We start from the raw sequence: 24401 nt of genomic DNA on the forward strand, positions 1-24401 counted from the left end.
CAAAGGATAAGTTATAAGTGCCAGCAACTGCGTCTGACCAACAAGAACAGTGGACGATTTCGGCTTCACAGCGAACAACTGTCGATCCTCTGCTTGATTGTCTTGTGTTAATGACTGAACATTTTGGTTCGCCTTGCTCAAGTGATTCACTTGCGGCAGGCTTACCATTGACTAGTGCTGTCATTACTCCAGAGTTACTGCCACAAGCCGCTTCTCGTGGCGGTTTATCTGCAAAATTGACCCGTAAAGATTTAAATCAAATCTCGGATATTTTGCTACCTTGTATTTTATTATTGAAAGATAAAAAAGCCTGTATTTTACGAAAAATTGATATTGATGCGGATCAAGTCACTATTCAATTGCCAGAAACAGGCGGACAAGAAACCCTCACAGTAGAAGAACTCGAAACCCTTTATGTGGGTTATTTATTTCTTGTGAAGCAGGAATTTCGTGGAGATAACAGCTTTGATGTTCATATCCATGACAATAGCACTCACTGGCTAATTCAAAGTATTAAAGACTCTGCTCCCATTTATCGAGACGCATTAATCGCTTCAGTATTAGTCAACCTGTTTGCTTTAGTGTCACCATTATTCATCATGAATGTGTATGACAAAGTCGTACCAAACTTAGCATTTGAGTCACTTTGGGTGCTGGCTATTGGTGCAGGTATTGCTTACTTGTTTGACTTGATACTGCGTCAACTTCGTAGCTACCTTATCGATGTGGCCGGTAAAAAAGTCGACATCATTGTGTCCTCGAAATTATTTGCCAAAGCTATTGGTATCCCACTATCGAAACGCTCACCTAGTGTTGGGGGAATGGCGCGCCAATTGAGTGAGTTTGACAGTATCCGAGAAATTCTCACCTCAGCAACGATTACCACATTAGTCGATCTTCCTTTTGCCCTATTATTTGTCACTATTATTTATATTGTCGCCGGCGATTTGGCCGTTATCCCTGTTCTTGGCGGCATTATCATCATAGGTTTCACTCTATATATTCAGCCAAAACTAAAAGCGGCAATTGAAGAAACCAATCGTTTTTCTAGTCTCAAACATGGCCATTTAATTGAGAGTCTAACTGCACTCGAATCAATTAAAGCCAATGGCGCAGAAGGCTTAGTACAAAAAAGCTGGCAACAAATGATTGGCCATACGGCTAACTGGCAGCTTAAATCTAAAAAGCTATCAAACTCGGTTAGCAATGTAGCTAATTTTGTAGTGCAACTCACTGTTGTTTGTGTCGTGATTTTAGGGGTTTATCGCGTAGCAGAAAATGATATATCAATGGGTGGGATTATTGCGGCAGTGATGCTCTCAAGTCGCGCTATTTCACCTATGGCACAACTTGCAGGCTTAATCACTCGCGGTAATCAAACAGCAAGCTCTCTGCGCCAACTTGATGAAGTAATGAATCAGGAAGAAGAGTTTGAAAATAAAGGTCACCTCATCAGTAAGCAACGTTTAAATGGTAAAATTGATGCCGATAACGTGGCATTTAGCTTTCCTGAAGCAGAGAAGCCTGTGCTGCATCCATTATCACTGCGTATTAATCCCGGTGAGCGTGTCGCTATTATTGGTAGAAATGGGTCTGGCAAAAGCACTTTAGCGAAGCTACTGGTAGGTTTGTATAAACCGACTCAAGGCAGTCTTCGCTATGACGGTTTAGATGCTGGCCAAATTCATCCAAGTGACTTACGTAGTAACTTTGGCTACTTACCGCAAGATGTCACCTTATTTCATGGTTCAATTAAAGACAATATCTTGTTTGGGACCCGTCAAGTCACCGAACATCAACTGATCCGAGCGGTGCAGCTATCTGGGGTCAGTATGTTTACCAACCTTGAGTCAGAAGGCTTAGATCAACAAGTTGGTGAAGGCGGCTTATCGCTCAGTCGTGGCCAACGACAAACTGTGGCTCTTGCTCGAGCGACACTCAATGACCCGCCAGTATTATTAATGGACGAACCTACTGCTAGCCTAGATGCACGAGCAGAAAAACAATTTATTCGTTCAATGGAACATGTCAGTAAAGACCGCACACTATTACTGATTACCCATAAAATGCATTTATTGCGTTTAGTGGATCGCATTATTGTCTTAGACAAAGGCCATGTTATAGCTGATGGGCCAAAAGACAGCATTTTAGAAAAACTCAATAATGGATTACTTGCAGGAGGTCGTGCCTCATGAGTAATAAATTATCGAATCACGACTTAGAGATGGTTGATGATGTCTATGGCGCCATGATGACAGACTCCCCTCGTGGCCATAGTCTTATCATATGGTCACTGGCAGCCATGACCTTATGTTTCTTTATTTGGTCTTATTTTTCTGAGTTAGATCAAGTGACTTCTGGAATGGGAAAAGTGATCCCCTCCTCTCAAATTCAACTTATTGATAGTCTCGATGGCGGTGTACTGCAAGAGATATATGTGCAAGAAGGAATGATCGTCACTAAAGGGCAACCGCTAGTTAAAATTGATGATATTCGTTTTCGTTCAGACTTTGCCCAACAAGAACAAGAAGTGTATAGCTTACAAACCAATGTTATACGCATGCGCACTGAACTTGATAGCATCGTTATTTCTGATATGTCGTCTAACTGGCGAGAACAAGTCAAAATCACCAAACAACCTTTAGTGTTCTCTGATGAAATTATTGAACAAGAACCTGACTTAGTTAAAAACCAGCAAGCAGAATACTCAGGCCGTCTTGACAACCTTACCAATCAACTGGAAATTTTGGTGCGTCAAATACAACAGCGCCAACAAGAAACAGAAGAGCTGACGTCTAAAATCTCTACGCTAACTAAAAGTTACCAGCTTATTTCTCGTGAGCTTGAATTAACGAAACCATTAGCCCAAAAAGGGATTGTACCCGAAGTTGAGTTACTTAAACTCGAACGCACGGTCAACGACATCCAAGGTGAATTAAAAACAATGCGCTTATTGCGCCCTAAGCTAAAGGCATCGATGGATGAGGCAATTTTAAAACGACGTGAAGCTGTGTTCGTTTATGCAGCTGATTTACGTGCCAGTTTAAACGAGATGCAAACTAAGCTTTCTCGTATGAACCAAGCCCAAATTGGTGCTTTTGACAAAATTAATAAAGCTGTGATTACTTCGCCGGTAAATGGAACCATTAAAACATTACATATCAATACTCTAGGTGGCGTAGTTCAACCCGGAGAAGAGATTATTGAAATCGTACCTTCAGAAGATCAGCTATTAATCGAAACTAAAATTACACCACAAGATATTGCATTTTTGCACCCAGGCTTACCCGCTGTCGTCAAAGTCACTGCTTATGATTTTACCCGTTACGGCGGACTTAAAGGCACTGTTGAACATATCAGTGCAGACACCAGTCAAGATGAAGAAGGCAATAGCTTCTATACTATACGTGTCAGAACTGAAGAATCGAATTTAACAAAAAGCGATGGCACAAAGATGCCAATTATTCCCGGCATGCTCACATCAGTGGACGTCATTACCGGGCAAAGAACTATCCTTGAGTACATTTTGAACCCGATATTACGGGCAAAAGAAACAGCACTTAGAGAGAATTAGCCAAAAAACCGGGAGGGTTTTTTACATGAAAATTAACATTAACCAATGCAGTAAATTAAGTATCTTCGCATTGGCAATGTCAGCAATTTTTGCAACGCCTTTGCTTAACGCACAATCGTTAGAGCAGGCTGTTGCACACACTCTGGATACCAATCCTGAGCTTCGTATTGCGTTTAACCGTTTTAAAGCACGCGAAGAACAAGTTAACCAAGCCATTGCTGGGTATATGCCAACTGTAGATTTAACAGGGGCCTATGGATGGGAACAAACTGACAGTCCTTCAACTCGTCGTAAAAGACAGCCAGGAAATGACAATCTGGATGAAGGCGTCATGGAACTTGAACGAGGTGAAGCAGGATTTAGTATCAAACAAATGCTGTTTGATGGTTTTTATACAAGTAGTGAAGTTGACCGTTACTCTTTTGAAGCGAGTTCTGAGCAATGGGCGTTATTCGCCGCTGCAGAAGATATCGCACTCGAAGTTAGTAAAGTGTACATGAATTACATTAAAGCTGAGCAACTGTTGGTGCTTTCAGAGAAAAACTTAAATAGCCATAAAGAAATTTATGAGCAAATTAAGGAACGTACTGATTCAGGTTTAGGTTCGATTGCTGATTTATCGCAAATCTCTGGTCGACTGGCTCGTGCAAATGCCAATCTGATGTCAGCTAAAAACAATCTATCTGATGCAAGAGCCCAATATATTCGCATCGTTGAAGTTGCACCTGAAAACCTAGTTGTTCCTGTGCCTGATATAGATTTACTCCCTGCTAACATCGCAGAGAGTGTCATCATGGCCCAAGACAACCACCCAATTTTAAAATCGGCAAGTAGTGATATCAAAGCCGCCGATAGTGAGCGCAGTTCAGCACAATCTAATTACTATCCAAAATTCTCATTAGAATTAAACGGTAACTGGAATAATAACCTTGATGGTGAAGATGGTTATGGCACAGGAACCACACTTGACCCTTATGTGAATGGTTACAGTAATGATCTGGTTGGTATGGTTCGAGTGAAGTACAACTTATTCTCTGGCGGTAAAGATCTCGCACGAGAAAAGGAAGCTGCCTACAAAATTAACGAAGCGAAAGAAATTCGCCAACGTGCTCATCGTCAAGTCGTTGAAGGTGTGCACCTTTCATGGAATGCTTATGAAATGTTAGCACCGCAAAAGCAATATATTCGTGATCATGTTATTGCCTCAAAAGATACCCAAGTTGCTTATGCTCAGCAATTTAACCTAGGGCAACGTAGCTTGTTAGATTTACTTGATACTGAAAACGAACTTTATCAAGCCCGTCAGGACTATCTACAAACAGAATATGATGAAACGATTGCAAAATATCGCTTATTGAATGCAACTGGACAGTTACTAGATTCATTACGTGTTACTCGACCAGATATTTGGCAAGGCGAACGTGACTACGAAGGAGGAGTAAAATAATGAAATACCTCATTTTACTACTCAGCATGACACTAACGGTGGGCTGTTCAATGCGTGATATCGTCACCGCAGACAGCCCAACTGAGCAGCAATTCGATTTAAACGATAACGATAAAGATGGCGTTATTGTGGCACGTGAGCGCTGTTTAGATACCGTCATTGGCGCAGGCATAGATAATTATGGCTGCCCGACAATTAGCGAAATCAACGAACGCCAAGAGTTAGAGATTTTATTTGAAAATGACTCAGATCATATCAACACACGCTTTTACCAACAAATAGAAGAAGTGGCTGACTTGATGAAGTTATACCCTAATACGGTTGTGACTATAGAGGGACATTGCAGTAAAACTGGAACATATGAGCACAATTTAACGCTTTCACAAGCACGTGCTGATAATGTTGTGAATGTCTTAGTTGATACCTTCAATATCGATAGATCACGTTTAACGGCAATTGGCTACAGCTATGATCAGCCAATTGATTTAAGTGGTACGCCTGAAGCAAATGAAGCAAACAGACGTGTTATTGCTGAAGTTACAGGCGATGATCAAAGAACAGATATGAAGTGGCATATATACACGGTTGATCAATAAGCTTTTAATGTAAGGAACTGATTTTTGCCAAAGCAGGGTTATTCGCAATTACAAAGTGTTACGCGAGCTTGCCGTTACCCGTTATTGGCATCTATTTTCATTGTGTCGGGGCTTTATGCATCAGCTCCGGCAACAATCGATGCACAGAAAACGATCAGCGCCTTATCAGATCAATACGGTGAACGCGCCGGAAAGCGTGCTAAAGCTTGGTTTAAAATCGTCAATGACGCGCAAAATCTTGACGATATAGCCAAGCTTGAAAAAGTGAATAGCTTTTTTAATTTATTTAAATTTGTCGATGATAATAAAGTCTGGGGGAGTCGAATTATTGGGCCTCCCCTATGGAGTTTATCGGCGTCAATGCAGGCGACTGTGAAGACTTTTCCATCGCCAAATATTTTACGCTCCTTCAGGTTGGTATTGCTGAAGATAAGTTACGCATTACTATGGTTAAAGCAACATCTGTAAACCAATACCATATGGTCTTAGCTTATTATGAAACCCCTGGGGCAATCCCATTGGTGCTAGATAATTTAGATCCAGTGATTAAGCCTGCTACCAAAAGAAATGATTTGCTGCCTGTTTACAGCTTCAATGGTAAGCAATTATGGCTTAATAAAGAGAAAGGACGAGGTGTGCTTGCGGGCTCTTCCTCGCGTCTTGAAAAATGGAATGATTTAAAATTAAGGTTGGGCATAGACCGGTTACGGCAGCCCAAACAAAAAATGGAGTAGTGGCCAAGATGACCCTTTTTCGTCAAATCTATGCGTTACTGTTTGGTTTATTTTTATTGGTTATAACCAGTCTAGGTTATGTTCAATTTACAGAAACCCAAAGCTTTCTCGTTAAGCAAATGGATTCAGATCTCAACAATGCCAGTCACTCTCTTGGTATTATGCTGGTGCCTGCTTTAGAAAGTGGCGATGACGTTGCGGCTGAAACTTTAGTGAATGTCATTTTTGAAGGCGGTTATTATCAGCAAATCAAATTGACTTGGCTGGTTGACGGTAAACAACAAGTTTGGAATAACGCCATTCGTATCGAAGGCGTGCCTCAATGGTTTATCGACTTAGATTTGTTTACGACCATCACTAAAGAAAGTGTTATCACTTCTGGCTGGTTACAACTCGCTAAAATTGAAATTACCGCCCATCCAGGCTTTGGTTACCATGAGCTTTGGCGCATTATTTCTAATACAATTATCATTTTTTCAATTCTATTTTTACTTGCCATCGTTTGCGCACGTTTTGGCTTAAGCTACATTCTCAAGCCATTACACGCACTATCAGAACATGCTAAAAAGATCGCAAACCGTCAGTTTGGCCCTGATATGCCAGCGCCAAAAACTAAAGAACTACAAGAGTTAGTCGGCGCATTTAATAGTATGTCTGCACAGCTAAAACAAGTCTTTAGCTCATTAGATGAAGAAGTATCAGCCCTACGTAAAAAGAATTTAGTCGACCAAGTATCTGGCTTACCGAATCGACAATACATGGTCAGTCGAATAAATGGCTGGTTAGGTGAACCGAGTAGTGGCGCAATATTTTTAGCTAAGTTTGATTGGCTAGAAGAAGTACACAGTAAGTATGGCTATCAAGTTCGTGATGAAACCATCAAGTTATTATCACAAAAACTTGAGCATCACTTAAACGAGGTATCCCCATCCGTCATTGCCCGAATTGCTGCGTATGAATTTGCTTTTCTAGTAACGGATGTAGAACACGATCAACTCACTAAGTACTTACAGACCTTACTAAGAACCTTGAATAAAGAAATTTCTAAAGCAGGCTGTAAGCCTAATGAAGGTTTCGCAATTGGTGTGGCTGAACGTACAGGGCACATGACGGTCAGTGATATTTTGGCTCAGGCTGATAATGCGTTGCAAAAGTCATTAAAAGACAACAAGGTATTCCATTGGTTTGAGACCAATGAGCATCAACTATTTAGCCGCGAACAATGGCGAGATAACCTCACTGATGCCATTAAAAACAAAAAATTCCAATTTAGATGGCAGCCCGTTTTACTGACTGAAAACGAAGAGGTCTGTCAGCGTGAGGTATATTGTCAGTTGATGGTTAACGATAAACTTCAACATGCCGGTCAATTTATGCCTTATGTGGAGTTACTGTCTTTAGGTACCTTAATGGATCAATGCCTCATTGAAACCGTGATCGATAACCGCCTGCTTGAGCGAAATTATGAGCCGTTAGCGATTAACCTCACATTCCAAAGTATCAGTGACCCGCATTTCCATTCATGGTTACAAGGTTTACTGCGTAATACCGCATTCCCTGAAAGGATCTGCTTTGAAATCCCTGAGGCCAGTGTGTATAGCGACTTAGATAATTGCGAAAATCTGTGTAACATTATCAGAGATAATGGCGCCAAGTTTGGTATTGACCATTTTGGTCGCCAGTTTGGCTCAATGAGCTACTTACAAAGCCTACGTCCAAGCTATGTAAAACTCGATCAATCTTTTGCCTACATGGAAGATGACCAACATAATACTGAGCTATGTCGCGCCTTAGCAAATGTCGCCAAAGGCTTAGATATCCAAGTTATCGTGACAGGTATACAACAGCAAGAGCAGCTCGAGCGATTTACTTCAATGCGCTTAGATGCTTACCAAGGGTTTATTGCTCCGCCTATCGCAATTACCTTTTAAGCTGTTTACTGCTATTAAAGCCACTCAGTGAGTGGTTTTTTTATGACTTTAGCCCGCATGAGATTTAAGCTGACTGAATATCAGACACAAAAAAGCCACTCAAAGAGTGGCTTTTTTGTTTATTTGGTCGGTGATAGAGGATTCGAACCTCTGACCCTCTGCTCCCAAAGCAGATGCGCTACCGGGCTGCGCTAATCACCGGAAATTGTATTGATATGTTGAGTCTAACAAGGCAAGCCTTAGCTCCACTCTAATAGAGTGAGTGATACGTAATCAATAAACGCTAATCACTAAGTTGTAAATTAATACGGTAGGCCAATTTGAAAGGATCAAAAATAAATCACTAATTGGAATACAAAAATTTGGTCGGTGATAGAGGATTCGAACCTCTGACCCTCTGCTCCCAAAGCAGATGCGCTACCGGGCTGCGCTAATCACCGAGATATTCTATAAATAGAATGTAGATTGAATGGGGTGACTGATGGGGCTCGAACCCACGACAACCGGAATCACAATCCGGGGCTCTACCAACTGAGCTACAATCACCACTGATTTCAATCTTGCTAACAAACGACCTTACCGAATGGTGCGCCCAGAAGGATTCGAACCTTCGGCCTTACCCTCCGGAGGGGTACGCTCTATCCAGCTGAGCTATGGGCGCTCGTCTTGGTTAGCGACGCACATAATAGGGATAAATCACCTTCACGTCCACCTTTGTTTAAAACTTTTTTGTTCGTTTGCTCAAGTTTTGAGTAAATTGTGAGGTTTTTAAGCAATTTTCAAAATAAACGTCTAATACTTAGCTGCTAAAAAGAGATATTTTCATATTTCAGCCTAAAGGACTAACTAATAGTTCCCTTTGTTGCTCAAGCTTCATATACTCAAGTGTGGGTAGTTAGCATAAAAGGATTGAAGGAGTCATATGGAAAAGGGAGCCTTCCCTAATCACTCTAATAATATCGAACATCTACAAAGAAGGGTGTCGAGGCTTAGACGTTTAGCGACAAAATATAAGCGCGCAGAAATCATTCAAAATGCGCTATTAGAAATTTCCAATATTGCTACCCAAGCGATCTCACTTGACGCTTTCTATAAAGGTGTCCACAGTCATCTGCAAAGCTTGATCCATGCCGATAACTTTTTCATTGCCTCTTTCGATAATCAAACTGGCACCATATCCTTACCTTTTTTTGCTGATGAGAAAGATCCCCACCCATCAGAGCTATATCCAGATGAAGAAATATCATCATTATTAGAGCGTGGCATTACAGGTTATGTGCTAAAAACCGGTGAACCACTTTTTTGTAATGAGCGACGTTTTAATGAATTGGTCGAAGAAGGAAAAATTGATGGCTTAGGTTCACCTTGCCTTCAATGGCTCGGCGTTCCCATCAAACACAATAACCATGTCTCAGGAGTATTGGTCGTTCAAAGCTACAGCGACGATATTATCTATGGTGAGCTCGAACTCGAATTAATGGGCTTTATTTGCCACCATATTTCAGGTGTTATGGAGCGACTGCGTCACAATGAAGAGCTTGAAATAGCAATTATTGAACGCACTAAAGAACTCAGCGAAGCGTATGACAAAGTAAAACTTGAAGTTACTGAGCGTGTTAAAGCAGAGAAACTGCAAAAGTCATTATTTCAAATCGCTGATTTATCCGCATCTGATGTGACTCAAGCCGAATTTTACCCACAAATCCATCAAGTCATCAGCCAGTTACTGCCTGCTGACAACTGTTTTATTGCATTAGTGCACAAGCCATCACAAACCTTATCTTTTCCTTTTTATGTCTCGCAGATGAACGCCGAAGCGCCTAAACCAAGGGCGTTAAAGGATGGCTTAACAGAGTATATTTTAAAGCACCAGCAACCACTATTGTTAAATCAGCAAGACATTAAAAGGATGATTACTGCGGGTGAGATTTATGGCAGTAATCCCGATTTAAACCACACTCAAACAATGAAGCAATGGATTGGTATTCCGTTATTCATTCACGGGGAAATAGCCGGTGGATTAACGATTTACAGTCTGACCGACAAAAACTCCTTTGCCACTAAAGATTTAGAGCTACTCACCTTTGTCTCGCAGCATATTGCCAATGCAATTGAGCGTAAACTTGCCGCTGAGCAGTTAAAGCGAAGCTATGAGCAACTTGAGGATAAGGTCGAAAAACGCACCAAAGCGATTGCTGAGATCAATGACAACTTACAACGTCAAATCATGCAGCGTAAAAAAATCGAAGCTCAATTGGTTTACGATGCTAAACATGACAATTTAACCGGTTTACCTAACCGTAGCTTTTTCATGGAGCGGCTATCACAAGCCATTAAGCATGTTCGACGTCATCAAAACGAGCAGTTTTCTCTGTTATTTATTGATTTAGATGGCTTCAAGCAAATCAATGACACCTTAGGTCACCTTGAAGGTGATCGCTTTTTGATTGAAACATCAACTCGGCTAAAAATGTGTATTCGAGACAATGACACTTTAGCTCGCTTGGGCGGTGATGAATTTGTCATTTTACTCGACTCCATCCACCAGCACCGAGATGCCGAAGATGTATGTGAGCGCATCTTGCAAGCTATTGCAGAGCCATACACATTAGCTCAACAGCAAGTGATTTCTGGTGCCAGTATTGGCGTGGCTTACAGTTCCGTTAACACTTCAGATAACAGTGAATCAGTATTGCGTAATGCCGATACCGCAATGTATCAAGCAAAGTCAAAAGGCAAAGGCTGTTATGTTGTTTTTGACCAGAAAACCGAATACAGCTTCAATCAACGGATCGCGCTGGAGCAAGACTTTTTACACGCCCTAGAGCGCAATGAAATCATAGTAGAGCTAACGCCCATCGTCACTTTCGATCAAAGCCATATTTTAGCCTATGAGCCAGTTAGCTACTGGCAGCATCCTAGCGAAGGGATGATTGATAACCATCAGTTAAAAGCACTTGCCGAGCAAACGCAAAGCATGATGATGTTAGACGATTATATTTTTCAATATATTGATCAACACTACCAAGCTTTAGCAAATGGATTAGGTGACAACATTCACTTTCATATTCCACTATCAAGTCAGCACATTAAACATAAATACGGCCTTCGCAGCTTAAAGAACACCATTAAGCGCAGTCGTATCTGTGCCACAAAGCTATGGGTATTCTTTCATGAGAAGTCATTTGTGCAAGACAGCACTAACCATATCAGTGCCTTTGAGTCTTTAACCGAAATGGGTGTCAATATTGGGATAAATGGTTATGGAACAGGTTATAGTTCACTGAGTAGCTTAAGCTTTTTACCGATTAAAGCGTTAAAACTCGATGCCGATGTTAGCCAACACTTACTCAATGAAAAACAACTGCAATTAGCTAAAGCCTATCAGCTTATCGCTCAAACATTGGGGTTTGATATGTATGCAGAAGGTATAAATACTTCAGAGCAGAAGCAAAGTTTATCAAAACTGGGCTATAGCCAAGGGCAAGGTAACGTTTTTTCTATCGTTAATATTGTACTAACAGATCATAATGACGTTAAAGAAGCCGTAAGCTAACCTCGCACTCAACCTTGGTATTACCGTTTACTTTTTAAACATATCTCTTAGGTTAGCAATATTCGCTTTAGCAGATTGCACCTTCTCTTGTTCAGTTTGTTTAGGCTTGCGATTTTCCCAAATCAAATCGTCTTGAGGTAACTCCATTAAGAAGCGACTCGGCTCACAACGCATAGTCTCACCAAACTGACGACGTTCACGGCACATAGTAAACCACAACTCTTTTTGCGCACGTGTAATTCCTACATAGGCGAGACGACGTTCTTCATCGACATTATCTTCATCAATACTCGATTGATGAGGCAAAATTCGTTCTTCAGTACCTACCATAAAGACATAGGGATATTCCAACCCCTTTGAAGCGTGTAACGTCATCAACTGAACTTGGTCACCGCCTTCATCTTCTTGGTTTCGTTCCATCATGTCTCGCAACGTAAGACGTGTTACCACCTCAGGTAGCGTCATCGGTTCATCAAGCTCATCACCTTCCAGCATTTCCGTCACCCAACGATAAAGCTCAGAAATATTCTTCATCCGCATTTCTGCAGCTTTGGCGCTGGTACTGGTTTCGTACAAGTAATCTTCGTAATTAATTTTACGAATTAACTGCTTGATCGCATCTACCGGCTCACCACGAGTTGCTATCTCTCCAGTATCGACAATAAATTTTCCGAATTGATACAAAGATGACATCGCCGCTGGCGCTAAATGGTGATTAAGCTCAGCTTGAAAAATCGCTTCAAACATCGAAATATGTTTTTGGTTCGCATAGTTGCCTAAGCGCTCTAAGGTAGCTGGGCCGATTCCACGCTTAGGTAAGTTCACTACACGTAAAAACGCATTATCATCATCTGGATTAACGACCAGACGCAAATATGCCATGATATCTTTAATTTCAGCTCGAGCGAAAAATGATGTGCCACCAGACAATTTATAAGGAATACGGTTGGTCATCAATGCCCGTTCGAGTAAACGAGACTGGTGATTTCCTCGATATAATATGGCGTAATCACCAAATTTAGTTTTGCCGACAAACTTATGACGAACAATTTCAGCAACGACTCGCTCAGCTTCTTGCTCTTCATTCGCGGCAAACAACACACGCAGTGGCTCACCATAAGCAAGTTCACTGAACAGCGTTTTATCGTACACATGGGGGTTGTTAGCAATGAGAATGTTGGCAGCTCTTAAAATCCGCTGACTTGAGCGGTAATTTTGCTCCAACTTAATCAGTTTAAGTTTAGGGAAATCTTTACCCAGTAAGACTAAGTTCTGCGGCTTTGCTCCTCGCCATGAATAGATGGATTGATCATCATCCCCTACCACGGTAAAGCGGGCACGTTCACCCACTAACAGCTTCACTAGCTCATATTGACTGGTATTTGTGTCTTGGTATTCATCGACTAGCAAGTATTGAATACGGGTTTGCCAGCGTGTTCTGACGTCTTCGTTATGACGCAATAAAAGCGTTGGCAATAAAATCAAATCATCAAAATCAAGCGCATTATAGGCTTTCATATGTTGGGCATAACGTTGATAAAGCTTGGCAAACAATTGTGTTTGCTCATCTCCACCTCGTTTAATTGCCACATCAGGGACGACTAAATCGCCTTTCCAATTTGAAATCGCTCCGGCTAGCGCTTTAATTAAATCTTTGTCTTCTTCAAGTTCATCTTCAGTCAGCTCTTTTAACAGCGCAAAGGTATCTTGATCATCAAATAATGAAAAGCCAGCCTTTAGACCAACCACTTTATGTTCACGCTTAATGATCTCAAGCCCTAATGTATGGAACGTCGAGATCCATAATCCTCTGGCTTCTTTGCGTCCCATGGACTGAGCCACACGCTCTTTCATCTCTCGTGCCGCTTTATTAGTAAAAGTCACCGCAGCAATATTGCGTGCTTTATAGCCGCACTTTTCAACTAAGTATGCAATTTTGTTAATAATTACCCGAGTTTTACCACTGCCTGCACCCGCTAATACTAAACAAGGTCCAGAAACATAGTGAACGGCATCATTTTGCCCAGGATTTAACTTCATGCTGACGACTTTACCAATAACCAAAATAAACGGAGTGCGATCATACCAGAAAGCCACGATCGACAAGCAATAAATTTAAACGTCTGCTGCGATCAAAAAGCCAATGACGATCGTATCACTCCACTAAGGTGAACCCACCCACAGGCTTAATCGATAACTTTGGACATGGCCGGTTGCTGAGGTACAATTACCCCATAGACTAGAAACCTAATTTAATATGGAATTGATGATGATTAATCCAAAAAAACTTGAAGAAGTGGCTAAGCAGTTAAGTGAAAACCTTCCTAGCGGCGTTAAGCAATTCGCTGGCGAATTTGAAGAGCGTTCTAAGCAGGTGCTTCAAAGCCAACTGATGAAGTTAGACGTGGTTTCTCGAGAAGAATTTGAAGTACAACAGCACGTGTTATTAAAAACTCGTGAAAAGCTCGAAGCACTGCAAGCACAAGTCGACGAATTAGAAAAAATTGTCTGCTGACGCTTAATACATAATGATCTAACAAAAATGGCATCCTTTGGGATGCCATTTTTTAACCTTAATTTATCTCAACTGAGTGCATTAAGATTAGTTAAGCACTTCATCTAGCGCGCGTAGACATAAGGCTACGTTTTCGCGGCGAGCCCCAAAACCCATCAAGCCGATACGCCATGCTTTACCAGCTAATGCACCGAGTCCAGCACCAATCTCTAAATTATAAGTATTGAGTAACTGCTGACGCACTGCAGCATCATCCACCCCTTCAGGAATATAAACCGCATTTAATTGCGGTAAACGGCACGTTTCATCCACGACGAAAGTCAGCCCTAACTGCTCAAGTCCATCACGTAATATTTGATGCATATCCTGATGACGTTTCCACGCATTTTCCAAGCCTTCATTAGCCAGTAAACGCAGTGATTCATGTAATGCATATAAGGCATTCACTGGTGCAGTATGATGATAACTGCGTTTAGCGCCGGTATCTTTATTACCCCAATAACCCATCACTAAGGTTTGATCTAAAAACCAGCTTTGGACAGGGGTCTTGCGACTTTTAATCTTTTCTACTGCTTTGGCTGAAAATGACACTGGAGAAATACCAGGAACACATGAAAGACATTTCTGACTGCCCGAATAAATCGCATCAATGCCCCATTCATCCACACGCAGCTCTACCCCACCTAGTGATGTCACAGCGTCAACAATGGAAATGCAATCATGTTGTTGAGCCAAAACACATAAGCTTTTGGCATCTGATAAAGCACCGGTTGAGGTTTCAGCATGAACAAAAGCCAAAAACTTAGCGTCAGGATTTGCGTTTAACGCAGCTTCTACTGCTGAAACAGATACAGGTTCGCCCCATTCATTATCAACAACAACCGCTGTAGCACCTACACGTTCAACATTTTGGCGCATGCGCTCACCGAACACACCATTACGGCAAACAATGACTTTTTCACCCGGCTCGACCAAATTAACAAAACACGTTTCCATTCCCGCACTCCCTGGTGCAGAAACAGCTAAAGTCATTTCATTATTGGTTTGAAAAGCATATTGAATTAAGGATTTCAGCTCATCCATCATCGCAACAAACAATGGATCTAAGTGGCCTATTGTTGGCCTAGCTTGGGCGGCTAACACTTCAGGATACACATCCGAAGGGCCTGGTCCCATAAGGGTACGGCGAGGTGGCATAAAGGCATTTATGCCAGATACAGAATTAGTGGGTACAGATAACATCAAAGTCTCCTTGGCTCGAGGTCAGTTGTAATAGCTCAATGAAACCTACATTTTTTATTTTACTTAACGCCACCGAATATCATTTCGTTTGTGGCTTTCTCGCCTCTTTGGGCAGAAATGACAATAACACAGACTATGTATTGAATCTGTATCCTATTGAAATTTATTAGCTTGAAATCGCCTTTTTATCTAAAAGGCTTCCTATGTAGGAAGCCTTTATTCGCGATTTAATTTAGTGACCAGAGTTCAAAAACAATTGATAAGCAGGGCTATCAGTTTCCTCTTGGTAAACAAAACCGAGCTCTGTTAAAAAACGAGCAAACGCCGCTTCGTCAGAAGATGGGACTTCAAACCCAGCTAGCACACGCCCAAATGCAGCGCCGTGGTTGCGATAATGGAATAAACTGATATTCCATTGGCTTTGTAAGGTGGTCAAAAACTTCAACAGTGCACCAGGGTGCTCAGGAAACTCAAAGCTAAATAGACGCTCATCTAATGGCTCTGGTGGTCTGCCACCAACCATATAACGCACATGCAGTTTGGCCGTTTCATCTTCTGATAAATCTTGCACCTGAAAGTCTTCCGACTCTAGGTTAGCAATAATCTCATCTAATTCAGCTTGACCTTGGCTTATACGAATGCCGGCAAATACCACCGCACTGTCACGACTGCTAAAGCGATAATTAAACTCGGTCATTGCACGTTTATTTAAAATTTGGCAAAAACGTAAAAAGCTCCCTGGTTTCTCAGGCACTTTAACCGCTAAAACAGCCTCTTTTTGCTCGCCTAATTCACAGCGTTCAGACACATAACGTAAGCTATGAAAGTTCACATTCGCACCACTTAAAATGGCGGCTACCCGCTCACCTTTACCAGCCTCTTTAGGGTGTTGTTGCAAGTATTTCTTTAATCCTGCAATAGACAATGCTCCAGCCGGTTCTGAAATTGCACGGGTATCTTCAAAAATATCTTTAACTGCGGCGCAGATTTCATCAGAGGTGACAGTAACCACATCATCAACATAATGTTTTGCGATTCTAAATGGCTCTTCACCGATACGTTTAACTGCAACCCCATCTGCAAATAGCCCAACTTGAGATAGAGACACTGGCTCGCCTGCATCTAACGCCGCTTTTAAGCAAGCGGCATCTTCTGGCTCAACACCAATAATCTTAACTTGTGGCATCACAGCTTTATAATAAGCAGCGATGCCAGCAATCAGTCCACCACCACCGACAGGAACAAACACGGTATCGATATCACGTTGCTGTTGTAGCATTTCTTGTGCGACAGTGCCTTGACCTGCAATGACATGTTCATCATCAAATGGGGCAATGTAAGTGCGCATTTCACGCTCAGCAAGTTGCTTTGCATGTTCGTTTGCTTGATCAAACCCTTCACCAAACAACACCACATTGCCACCAAGGCGCTTTACTGCATCAATTTTAATATCAGGCGTGGTGCCAGGCATAACAATCACGGCATCAATACCACGGCTGGCCGCCGACATCGCCACACCTTGCGCATGATTACCAGCTGACGCACAAACCACCCCATTCTTACATTGCTCAGGAGTCAGTTGCGCCATACAGTTATACGCGCCACGTAGTTTAAAAGAGTGTACTGGCTGCATGTCTTCACGCTTTAAGTACACCTGACACCCCAATCTGGCTGACAGTTTATTTAAGCTCGATAACGGCGTTACTTTGGCCACATCATAAACTGATGATAACAGCGTTTTTTGCAAATATTCTTGTGCTAAAGACATAGGCCTCATTCCATCAGTTTTAGGTTAACGCTCATGTTTACACTAGCCTTCTAGCTTGCTGCGATCTCTTACCGCACCTTTATCGGCACTGGTTGCCAATAATGCATAAGCTTTGAGTGCTAATGACACATAACGCTCGCGAGCTAGTGGCTTCCAAGCTTGTAGCCCTTTGGCTTCCATCGCTGCTTTACGCTGCGCTAATACATCATCAGAAACCGCGAGTTTGATCGAGCGTGAAGGAATATCAATTTCTATTTGGTCGCCATTCTCAACCAAGGCAATGGTGCCACCCGCAGCTGCTTCAGGAGAAATATGACCAATAGACAATCCTGACGTCCCACCAGAGAATCGGCCATCAGTAATCAATGCACAGGCTTTACCTAAACCTCGAGATTTAAGGTATGTGGTTGGATACAGCATTTCTTGCATGCCTGGGCCACCTTTAGGACCTTCATAGCGGATAACAACCACATCACCAGCAACCACTTCGCCACCTAAAATGCCGTCAACAGCATCATCTTGGCTTTCATAAATACGTGCCGTCCCGACAAAAGTCAGGTTTTCTTCATCCACACCGGCCGTTTTAACAATACAGCCATTCTCAGCAACGTTGCCTGACAACACCGCTAAACCGCCTTCTTGGCTAAAGGCATTTTCACGAGTACGAATACACCCTTCTTGACGGTCATCATCCACACTATCCCAATAACAGTCTTGGCTAAATGCAGTTTGTGTTGGAATGCCTGCTGGACCTGCACTATAAAAGCGGCGAATCGTTTCATCTTGAGTTTGGGCAATATCATACTTTGCTAGAACAGACTTTAAATCGCCGCCATTATCAGCAGCAACATGTGGCACATCCGTATGCAGTAAGCCAGCTCTATCAAGCTCACCTAGAATGCCCATTACACCACCCGCACGATGCACATCTTCCATATGATATTTAGGTGTAGAAGGCGCAACCTTACATAAATGAGGCACAAGGCGTGACATTCTATCGATGTCGGCCATCGTAAAGTCCACTTCACCTTCTTGAGCCGCTGCAATCAAATGTAAAACGGTATTAGATGAACCGCCCATCGCAATATCGAGTGCCATAGCATTTTCAAATGATTTAAAAGACGCAATATTACGAGGTAATACGCTGTCATCATCGTCACGGTAATAGCGTGTCGCAAGATCCATGATACGGCGACCCGCTTCTAAAAATAAATTACGACGAGCTGCATGCGTTGCTAAAAGAGAACCATTACCCGGTAAAGATAAGCCGAGGGCTTCGGTTAAACAATTCATAGAGTTAGCAGTAAACATGCCTGAACATGAACCACATGTAGGACAAGCACTACGCTCAATTTGCTTACTGTCTTCATCACTGACATTGGTATCAGCACCTGCAACCATAGCATCAACTAAATCAAGCTTGATGATTTGATCTGAAAGCTTAGTTTTACCCGCTTCCATCGGGCCACCTGATACAAATATCACCGGGATATTCAATCTTAATGCCGCCATCAACATACCAGGAGTGATTTTGTCACAGTTAGAAATACACACTAAGGCATCGGCGCAATGGGCATTCACCATGTATTCAACACTGTCGGCAATTAGTTCACGAGACGGTAAGCTGTAAAGCATGCCACCGTGACCCATTGCGATACCATCATCAACTGCGATGGTATTGAATTCTTTAGCAATACCACCAGCCTCTTCTATCGCGCCAGCAACTAACTGCCCCATGTCTTTTAAATGCACATGACCTGGAACAAATTGGGTAAATGAATTAGAGATCGCAATAATCGGTTTACCGAAGTCTTTTTCTTTTACACCCGTCGCTCGCCAAAGTGCACGTGCGCCAGCCATGTTACGACCTTCGGTACTGGTTGCTGAACGTAGTTTAGGCATTGTCTTTTCCTTCCTGTGTCGCTTTACTGGGATGAAGCCATCAGTAAAACCTTAAAAATATTCATTATGAGTTATTGTTGTGTATATCAGTCTTATATTGACTGCTTAACGATGCTTAAATCGCTTAGTCTGATGCGACTAATGGCTCTAACCAGCCCCATTTATCTTCAGTTTCTCCGTTAAACAAACCAAAGAAAGACTGTTGAACTTGCTGGGTAACGGCACCACGCTTTCCTGAGCCAACTTCAATTCTATCGACACTTCTGACTGGAACAATTTCAGCCGCTGTTCCTGTCATGAAAATTTCATCTGCTACGTATAAAAACTCTCGTGCCATGGCTTCTTCAATAACCTCGTAGCCTAAGTCTCTTGCCAACACCATGATGGTGTCGCGGGTAATGCCTTTCAAAATAGCAGCGGTAGCCGGCGGGGTATAAATCTTATTATTTTTAACAACAAAAAGATTAGCCCCTGCACCTTCACTCACTAAGCCATTGGTATCGAGTGCGATACCTTCATCAAAGCCATTACGTTTAGCTTCTGTCGAAATTTGTAATGATGATAGGTAATTACCACCAGCTTTAGCGCCAGTCGGAATCGTATTTGGTGCTAAACGTTGCCATGAGGTAACGGCTACATCGACGCCAGCATCCATACTATCAGCTCCTAGGTACGCTCCCCACTCAAATGCTGCTACCACTAATTCACATTGTGCATCGCTAGGCGGTGTTATCCCCATTCCGACATTTCCCATAAAAATAAGCGGACGAATGTAGGCACTTTGCAGATTATTCTTAAGGACTGAGTCACTGCATGCTTGCATGACTTGCTCAAAATCATATGGCACATTCATGCGATAAATTTTGGCTGAATCAAATAAACGCTGTACATGATCGGTTAACCGGAATCCTGCTGGGCCAAGGTGCGTATCGTAAATACGAATGCCTTCAAAGACAGACGTGCCGTAATGCATTGCGTGTGTCATCACGTGTACCGTAGCATTTTGCCAAGGCATGATTTCACCATTAAACCATATCAGTTCTGATTGAGTCGCAGCCATTTTCTTTCCCTTCTATCGAATATTGATGAAATGCATTAAGCAGTTGCGCAAGTAGAAGCCGTTTGAGGCTTAGATGGCATAACCACTTGGCAATTAATCACATCAAATAATTTACCTAATTGATGCGTTAATAATTCAATGACTCTGTCACTATTAACGGTAAAGTTAACCTTAAACTCACCCGATTCTGTGACTGTCATGTTCAGTTCACTGATTGTAAAACCACGATGACGAGTTACTCGTAATACTCGTTCTAACACTTCAGGTTGCGGCGATAGCAACAGCTCTATTGAATGCATCATGTTTGCTTCTCCATTTGGTCCATCATGTCACTATTGCACGCTCCTGGCGGCACTAAAGGCCAGACGTTAAATGCATCATCAATGGCTACGTGCAGCATAAAAGGTCCAGGTGCAGCAAGCATTTCATCGAGTGCTGCTTCTACTTCTTCTGCACGATGTATGGTGCGGCCCGGAATATCAAATGCCGATGCCATTAACACAAAATCAGGATTGTCAGATAAATCGGTTTCGCTGTATCGCTGCTCAAAAAACAATTGCTGCCATTGCTTCACCATGCCTAACTTTTGGTTATCAATAAGCAAAATTTTCACAGGTAACTTGCGGCGCTTAATGGTTGTCAGCTCTTGCACATTCATCATGAATGAGCCATCACCCGATACCGTCACGACTGTTGCATCTGGGCGGGCAACTTGTGCACCAATTGCTGCAGGCAAGCCAAACCCCATTGTGCCAAGACCAGCACTAGACAAGTGATCTTCTGGACGGCGAAACCACATATGCTGAGCTACCCACATTTGATGCTGACCGACATCACAGCTCACAACACTGTCTTCAGGTAATTTATTCGCTAAGCGGCGTAACATTGCTGGCGCATAGATTAAATCGCCAGGATGTTGATAATCCCATTGATGCTCACGATAAAGCTCTTCCACCTCTTGTTGCCACAGTGCTAACTCATGTGATTTAAGTTCAAGTGAGTTAGACAATGCGGGTAATACTTGACGAAAGTCAGCTGAAATAGCCACATCCGCTTGGCGTAATTTATTGATTTCAGCGATATCAATATCTAGATGCAACACCTTGGCGTTGCCTGCAAACGTAGCTAAACGTCCGGTAACACGGTCATCAAAGCGCGCACCGACCACTATCAATAAATCACAGTTTTGCACAGCGAGGTTAGCGGCTTTGCCGCCGTGCATACCTAACATACCCAAATAGCCTTTGGTGCCGTGTTCAATCGCACCCAAGCCCTTTAAGGTTGCAACCGAAGGTATGCCTGTTTCATTGATAAATTGACGCAAATGATCAACCGCGCCAGCCATACCAACACCACCACCAACATAAAGGATAGGTTTACTCGCTTGTTGTAATAGTGCTCGTGCGGCCTCGATATCAGTTAATACTGGAGCAGGCTCTTCAACCACTGAAAGTAGAGGTGTTTTATATTCAAGCTCAGCGATTTGAATATCTTTTGGGATATCAACCAATACAGGGCCTGGACGACCAGATGCAGCGATTTCAAACGCTTTATAAAGTGTAGGAATTAATTCATTAATGTCTGTCACCATAAAGCTGTGTTTGGTGCATGACAGCGACATCCCGAGTACATCTATTTCTTGAAAAGCATCGGTACCAATTACAGCGGTAGAGACTTGCCCCGTTATCGCAACCACAGGGACGGAATCGAGTAAGGCGTCCGACAATGACGTTATCAAGTTCGTCGCACCAGGCCCTGATGTTGCAAAGCACACGCCTGTTTTGCCACTGGCTCTGGCATAACCTACAGCCGCAAAGGCCGCGCCTTGTTCATGACGACTCAGTAAATGCTCAACAGGATGACCATATAGCGCATCATAAATCGGCATGATTGCCCCACCAGGGTAACCAAAAATCGTCGTCACACCATGTGCCGCTAATACTTTGATAACGGCATCGGCGCCGCGCATTGTCTGTCCTGATTCCATATTGATAGTCTCGTATTTCATCTGCATTTACTGAGCTAAGGTCAGTGCGTCTGATAAATCGTTATTGCCACTTATTGGCTCTCATTTAACCTTGCTTATGTGAAACAAAATAAACCCTAGAAAACAAAAAACCCCCGGTCCTTTCGGAGCGGGGGTTTTGCAAATTCTGACGATTAACTCTGTCTCTTTGCCAAACGCCACCCCCGCGGTGACTTAATAATCACGACGGTAATAATCACAATAATGAGCTGGGCAGCTTGGTTAAACATGGTTAACTGATTCCTAAAAAATAATTGTTTATTTTTGTTGAGTCAGGCTCCATGCCAGACTTGTTTATAATTTATCCTCTATAGGAGTACCATAAAGTGATTTATAAACACAACAAAAAATCATGTGTTGTAAAAAAATTCAGCTTCCCTGCCGAGACAATGCAAACAACAACAAAATCTAAAGCTATGATGATTAGGACATAATCCGTCTTTATCATCCTAATTTTCTATAGATTGTTTCTTCTACGCATTTAGCAAATGGTAGATAGATGCCTGCTCGATAGCTTAGCTGAACAGGTATTTCACAACACAATCAACAAATATTAGCTAGCTTCAACAATACCTTTCATGTCAGTCATGTAACCGCGTAACTCTGCACCAATGAACTCAACATCGGTATGACGAATCGCTTCATTTACTTCAATCAAACGCTTGTTATCAACACTGTTTGAGCCTTCTTTTAGACCAGCTCCTAACAATTCTGAAGACATGCCAGCTACATAGTCACGTAATAATGGCACTGCAGCATGGTTAAATAGGTAACAACCGTATTCAGCAGTATCAGAAATAACCACGTTCATTTCATATAAACGTTTACGTGCAATGGTGTTGGCAATAAGAGGCGTTTCATGCAGTGACTCATAGTAAGCCGACTCTTCGATAATGCCCGCAGCGACCATAGTATCGAACGCTAATTCAACACCTGCTTTGATCATAGCAACTAAGAAAATGCCTTTATCAAAGTAAGTTTGCTCGTCGATATACTCATCAGATGCCGGTGCATTTTCAAATGCTGTTTCGTTGGTTTCAGATCTCCAACGCAGTAAATTTGCATCGTCATTAGCCCAGTCTTCCATCATGGTGCGAGAAAACTCACCACTGATAATGTCATCCATGTGCTTTTCAAATAACGGCTTAAGAATCACTTTTAGTTCTTCGGCAACTTCAAACGCTTTCACTTTGGCAGGATTCGATAAACGATCCATCATGTTCGTGATGCCGCCATGTTTCAGCGCTTCAGTTACAGTTTCCCAACCTTGTTGGATTAACTTACCCGCGTAACCTGGCTCAACACCGTCAGCAACCATTTTCTCGTAACCAAGGATTGCACCAGTCTGCAACATGCCACAAAGGATGGTTTGCTCGCCCATTAAGTCAGACTTAACTTCGGCAACAAATGAAGATAACAACACACCAGCTCTGTCGCCGCCTGTTGCACTTGCATATGCTTTAGCAATGGCAAGGCCATCACCTTTAGGATCATTCTCAGGGTGAACAGCAATCAATGTCGGTACACCAAAACCACGTTTGTATTCTTCACGAACTTCAGTACCAGGACACTTAGGCGCTACCATCACAACGGTGATATCTGAGCGAACCTGCATACCTTCTTCAACGATGTTAAAACCATGAGAATATGACAAGGTTGAACCTTGCTTCATTAATGGCATAACTGCGTTAACAACATTTGAATGCTGTTTATCTGGAGTTAGATTTAATACCAAATCAGCATCAGGAATAAGCTCTTCAAATGTACCGACTTTAAAACCGTTATCAGTAGCTTGTTTCCAAGAAGCACGCTTTTCAGCAATCGCTTGTGGGCGAAGTGCAAATGAAATATTCAGTCCAGAGTCACGCATATTGAGACCTTGGTTCAGGCCCTGTGCCCCACAACCTAAAATCACAATGTTCCAATCTTTAATAAAATTACAACCGTCACTAAACTCATTACGGTCCATAAAGCGGCATTGAGCTAATTGAGCTAATTGTTGACGTAAATTCAGAGAGTTAAAATAGTTAGCCATCTGAGATACCACCTT

The 24401-nt window shown here is 42.4% G+C and carries 15 protein-coding genes, 4 tRNA genes and 1 pseudogene; 8 read left to right on the forward strand and 12 right to left on the reverse strand.

The features are described 5' to 3' along the window. Positions 1 to 17: 17 nt before the first annotated feature. The 6 genes and pseudogenes from ACGEDC_RS06320 (at position 18) to ACGEDC_RS06345 (ending at position 8282) form a co-directional block, all read left to right on the forward strand. Entirely contained in the window at positions 18 to 2195 is a 2178-nt protein-coding gene (locus tag ACGEDC_RS06320; RefSeq protein ID WP_394497180.1) for a type I secretion system permease/ATPase, read from the forward strand. Beyond that, a complete protein-coding gene (locus ACGEDC_RS06325) occupies positions 2192 to 3574 on the forward strand; it encodes an HlyD family type I secretion periplasmic adaptor subunit (protein WP_055026137.1) in 1383 nt (460 codons plus the stop codon). Before ACGEDC_RS06320 ends, ACGEDC_RS06325 begins: the two co-directional genes overlap by 4 nt. A gap of 25 nt (positions 3575 to 3599) precedes the next feature. Further along, complete coding sequence (locus ACGEDC_RS06330) at positions 3600 to 5021, forward strand: TolC family outer membrane protein (protein ID WP_394497183.1); 1422 nt, start codon at positions 3600 to 3602, stop codon at positions 5019 to 5021. Further along, a complete protein-coding gene (locus tag ACGEDC_RS06335) occupies positions 5021 to 5617 on the forward strand; it encodes an OmpA family protein (protein WP_055026139.1) in 597 nt (198 codons plus the stop codon). The genes ACGEDC_RS06330 and ACGEDC_RS06335 overlap by 1 nt, the downstream gene beginning before the upstream one ends. A gap of 24 nt (positions 5618 to 5641) precedes the next feature. Further along, a pseudogene (locus ACGEDC_RS06340) lies at positions 5642 to 6351 on the forward strand (transglutaminase-like cysteine peptidase). 8 nt (positions 6352 to 6359) lie between these two features. Further along, entirely contained in the window at positions 6360 to 8282 is a 1923-nt protein-coding gene (locus ACGEDC_RS06345; RefSeq protein ID WP_065108844.1) for a bifunctional diguanylate cyclase/phosphodiesterase, read from the forward strand. A gap of 124 nt (positions 8283 to 8406) precedes the next feature. On the opposite strand, the gene ACGEDC_RS06350 is transcribed toward ACGEDC_RS06345, so the two are convergent. The 4 genes from ACGEDC_RS06350 to ACGEDC_RS06365 all read right to left on the reverse strand — a co-directional run bounded on the left by ACGEDC_RS06350 (position 8407) and on the right by ACGEDC_RS06365 (position 8943). Continuing rightward, positions 8407 to 8483, reverse strand: a tRNA-Pro gene (locus tag ACGEDC_RS06350). A gap of 162 nt (positions 8484 to 8645) precedes the next feature. After that, positions 8646 to 8722: transfer RNA gene (locus ACGEDC_RS06355), tRNA-Pro, on the reverse strand. A gap of 30 nt (positions 8723 to 8752) precedes the next feature. Further along, positions 8753 to 8828, reverse strand: a tRNA-His gene (locus ACGEDC_RS06360). A 38-nt stretch (positions 8829 to 8866) separates the two neighbouring features. Next, positions 8867 to 8943: transfer RNA gene (locus ACGEDC_RS06365), tRNA-Arg, on the reverse strand. A gap of 261 nt (positions 8944 to 9204) precedes the next feature. Here ACGEDC_RS06365 and ACGEDC_RS06370 point away from each other — a divergent pair. Continuing rightward, positions 9205 to 11838: a sensor domain-containing diguanylate cyclase gene (locus ACGEDC_RS06370; protein WP_394497186.1), complete on the forward strand. Its 2634-nt coding sequence runs from the start codon at positions 9205 to 9207 to the stop codon at positions 11836 to 11838. A gap of 27 nt (positions 11839 to 11865) precedes the next feature. Here ACGEDC_RS06370 and rep read toward each other — a convergent pair whose 3' ends face one another. Continuing rightward, positions 11866 to 13878, reverse strand: coding sequence for a DNA helicase Rep (gene rep, locus ACGEDC_RS06375; RefSeq protein ID WP_394498267.1), 2013 nt, complete (start codon positions 13876 to 13878; stop codon positions 11866 to 11868). A gap of 229 nt (positions 13879 to 14107) precedes the next feature. Between rep and ubiK the strand changes: the two genes are divergently transcribed. After that, on the forward strand, positions 14108 to 14353 hold the full coding sequence (ubiK, locus tag ACGEDC_RS06380) for a ubiquinone biosynthesis accessory factor UbiK (protein ID WP_394498269.1): 246 nt from the start codon (positions 14108 to 14110) through the stop codon (positions 14351 to 14353). A gap of 87 nt (positions 14354 to 14440) precedes the next feature. Here ubiK and ACGEDC_RS06385 read toward each other — a convergent pair whose 3' ends face one another. The 7 genes from ACGEDC_RS06385 to ilvC form a co-directional block, all read right to left on the reverse strand. Next, positions 14441 to 15595: a pyridoxal-phosphate-dependent aminotransferase family protein gene (locus ACGEDC_RS06385; RefSeq protein WP_394497188.1), complete on the reverse strand. Its 1155-nt coding sequence runs from the start codon at positions 15593 to 15595 to the stop codon at positions 14441 to 14443. 232 nt (positions 15596 to 15827) lie between these two features. Beyond that, complete coding sequence (gene ilvA / locus ACGEDC_RS06390; protein WP_225442117.1) at positions 15828 to 17363, reverse strand: threonine ammonia-lyase, biosynthetic; 1536 nt, start codon at positions 17361 to 17363, stop codon at positions 15828 to 15830. A gap of 42 nt (positions 17364 to 17405) precedes the next feature. Then, positions 17406 to 19265 (reverse strand): dihydroxy-acid dehydratase, encoded by a 1860-nt coding sequence (gene ilvD / locus ACGEDC_RS06395; RefSeq protein WP_055026146.1) that lies wholly within the window; start codon positions 19263 to 19265, stop codon positions 17406 to 17408. 124 nt (positions 19266 to 19389) lie between these two features. After that, the gene (locus tag ACGEDC_RS06400; RefSeq protein ID WP_055026147.1) at positions 19390 to 20325 is read right to left on the reverse strand and encodes a branched-chain amino acid transaminase; all 936 of its coding nucleotides are present in this window, start codon (positions 20323 to 20325) and stop codon (positions 19390 to 19392) included. Positions 20326 to 20360: 35 nt separating this feature from the next. Next, complete coding sequence (gene ilvM / locus ACGEDC_RS06405; RefSeq protein WP_080917007.1) at positions 20361 to 20627, reverse strand: acetolactate synthase 2 small subunit; 267 nt, start codon at positions 20625 to 20627, stop codon at positions 20361 to 20363. Further along, complete coding sequence (gene ilvG / locus ACGEDC_RS06410) at positions 20624 to 22312, reverse strand: acetolactate synthase 2 catalytic subunit (protein WP_119969344.1); 1689 nt, start codon at positions 22310 to 22312, stop codon at positions 20624 to 20626. The genes ilvM and ilvG overlap by 4 nt, the downstream gene beginning before the upstream one ends. Positions 22313 to 22904: 592 nt before the next feature. Continuing rightward, entirely contained in the window at positions 22905 to 24386 is a 1482-nt protein-coding gene (gene ilvC, locus ACGEDC_RS06415; protein ID WP_055026150.1) for a ketol-acid reductoisomerase, read from the reverse strand. Between the last annotated feature and the right edge of the window lie 15 nt (positions 24387 to 24401).

Source organism: Shewanella sp. ENK2, from assembly GCF_043568515.1.
Taxonomy (GTDB): Bacteria; Pseudomonadota; Gammaproteobacteria; order Enterobacterales; family Shewanellaceae; genus Shewanella; species Shewanella japonica.